This window comes from Bartonella sp. MM97QHHN, assembly GCF_042194285.1.
Classification (GTDB): domain Bacteria; phylum Pseudomonadota; class Alphaproteobacteria; order Rhizobiales; family Rhizobiaceae; genus Bartonella.
Window position 1 is genome coordinate 1 of the sequence record NZ_JBHIMS010000045.1, and the last position, 2,098, is coordinate 2,098.

The 2,098-nt window shown below is 37.8% G+C and carries 3 protein-coding genes; all 3 read left to right on the forward strand.

Features of this window, described 5'->3' with window-relative positions:
• The first annotated feature begins 171 nt into the window (after positions 1–171).
• The gene (locus tag ACFIJW_RS02595) at positions 172–900 is read left to right on the forward strand and encodes a Rha family transcriptional regulator (protein WP_375633195.1); all 729 of its coding nucleotides are present in this window, start codon (positions 172–174) and stop codon (positions 898–900) included.
• A gap of 177 nt (positions 901–1,077) precedes the next feature.
• The gene (locus ACFIJW_RS02600; protein WP_375633194.1) at positions 1,078–1,617 is read left to right on the forward strand and encodes a hypothetical protein; all 540 of its coding nucleotides are present in this window, start codon (positions 1,078–1,080) and stop codon (positions 1,615–1,617) included.
• The gene (locus ACFIJW_RS02605; RefSeq protein WP_375613985.1) at positions 1,617–2,018 is read left to right on the forward strand and encodes a hypothetical protein; all 402 of its coding nucleotides are present in this window, start codon (positions 1,617–1,619) and stop codon (positions 2,016–2,018) included. Before ACFIJW_RS02600 ends, ACFIJW_RS02605 begins: the two co-directional genes overlap by 1 nt.
• Positions 2,019–2,098: the final 80 nt, after the last annotated feature.

Sequence of the window (2,098 nt, forward strand, 5' to 3'; positions counted from 1 at the left end):
GAATGGAACAGACAGAAGATTTGTCCAAAATCTGAAATAGAAACAGATAAAACCGATAATCATTACTTCAAAATTCACGCAGCAAGGAAAATTGCTCAAGCAGAACGTCATAGAAACTATGGCAGAATATTATATCAAACCTTGTGTTTTTCTTAATTAAGGGGGGTGATGATGCAAAACTTTATTACAATATCTGAAAACAATTTTCAAAACACAACAGTTCAAACGATGTCTAGTCGTGAAATTGCAGAGTTATGTGGTAAGCAACATGCGCATATTATGCGTGATATTCGGCAAATGTTAGGAGAATTATATCCTGAAGGGGGTCAATCCAAATTTGGATCCACCTATTTAGATAAACAGGGTAAGCCCCAAAACTGTTACAACCTCCCTAAGCGTGAATGCCTTATCTTAGTTTCTGGTTACAGCATGACATTACGTGCTAGGATTATAGACCGTTGGCAAGAATTGGAAAAGCAAGTAGTAACACCACAAATCGACTATTCAAGTCCTCAAGTTATGCTTGGTGTTTTAACGTATCTCAAAAATGAAAATGAACAAAAAGATAACATTATTGCAAATTTAAAACCAAAGGCAATGGCTCTTGAAAGCTTACAGCGTCATAATGGACTCTTCAGTCTTACAGAAGCCGCTAAAATACTCGAGATGCAACCAAAACAGTTCATTCTCTTCTTACAGAAAAAAGGTTGGGTTTACAGACGAGCAGCAGGTGGAAATTTGCTTCCTTATCAAGACAAAATCCAAAAGAAACTTATGGATTGTCCAACTATCACACTTCAAACCGCAAGTGGAATAGAAAAAGTCATTCCTTGCGCAAAAATCACAGCAAAAGGAATTGGTGTGCTGTCTCAAGAGCTTAAAAGACAAAGCATGCATTAAGAGGAGGTTATNGGAGGCAATGCTTGTATTTATCAAAATGCATATATCTCTGAAAATGCGAAGGTTTATGATGATGCCGAAGTTTATAATAACGCAAAAGTTCGTGGTAATGCCATAGTAGCCGGCGATACAGCATTTTATGGAAGTGACGCTATTTTAAGGTAGGGGGGATAAATCATGGAAAAAAAATACGAATTGACTGATGAAATGGATGAAGTTGGCGGACGCACGCTTTACCGCATATGTGCATTAAAAGATTTTGGAAATGTCAAAAAAGGTGACCTTGGCGGTTTTATTGAAAAGGAAGGCAATCTTAGTCATGGGGGCGATTGTTGGGTTGGAGATTATGCTAGGGTTTATGATAATGCTCGTGTTTATCAAAATGCACATATTTCCGGTTATGCCTATGTTTATGGTGATGCGCGGGTTTATGGAGATGCACTCGTTTCTGATGAAGCAAAAGTTTACAATTATGCAGAAATTTACGGTGATGCATACGTTTACGGTGACGCTAAAGTTTTTGATCATGCACATGTTTATGGCAATTCTCATGTTTATTATGAAGCATATGTTTACGATAAGGCAAGCGTTTATGGAAATGCAAAAGTTGGCGGTAATACACACATTTACGGAAATGTAAAAATTTACGGTGATGCGGATTTACGTTGTGAAGATTGGATTGGCAGCAATAGCAGAATATCTACTGGAGCAAACTAATGGAAAAGAAGTACGAACTTACTGATGAGAAAGCTGAGTTTAAAGGGGTAACTCTTCACCGTATCCGCGCTTTAAGAGACTTTGGAGTTATTAAAAAAGGTAATTTAGGCGGCTTTATAGAACATGAAAACAACCTATCGCATCATGGTAATTGCTGGGTAGGTGGTAATGCATTCGTCTTATCTTGTGCTTGCGTTTACGATAATGCTCAAGTTTATGATGATGCTGAAGTTTATGGTAGTGCACGAATTAAACATAATGCACATGTTTACGGTTTTGCCGAAGTTTATGGAATGGCAACAGTTTCCGGTAATGCACGTATTTATGGCGACGCAAAAATTTATCGTGATGCGGATATTGATGGCGATAACGTCATGTCCACTGGAGAAAAAGCATGGTGAAAAAATACGAATTGACTAATGAAACCACCGATATTGTAAGTTGCCATACATTGTACCGCATTCGTGCTTTAAGAGATTTT

Bases quoted from the DNA above. Each gene is read 5' to 3' on its own strand.
- ACFIJW_RS02595 (WP_375633195.1), top strand. From the start codon at position 172: ATGCAAAACTTTATTACAATATCTGAAAACAATTTTCAAAACACAACA.
- ACFIJW_RS02600 (WP_375633194.1), top strand. From the start codon at position 1,078: ATGGAAAAAAAATACGAATTGACTGATGAAATGGATGAAGTTGGCGGA.
- ACFIJW_RS02605 (WP_375613985.1), top strand. From the start codon at position 1,617: ATGGAAAAGAAGTACGAACTTACTGATGAGAAAGCTGAGTTTAAAGGG.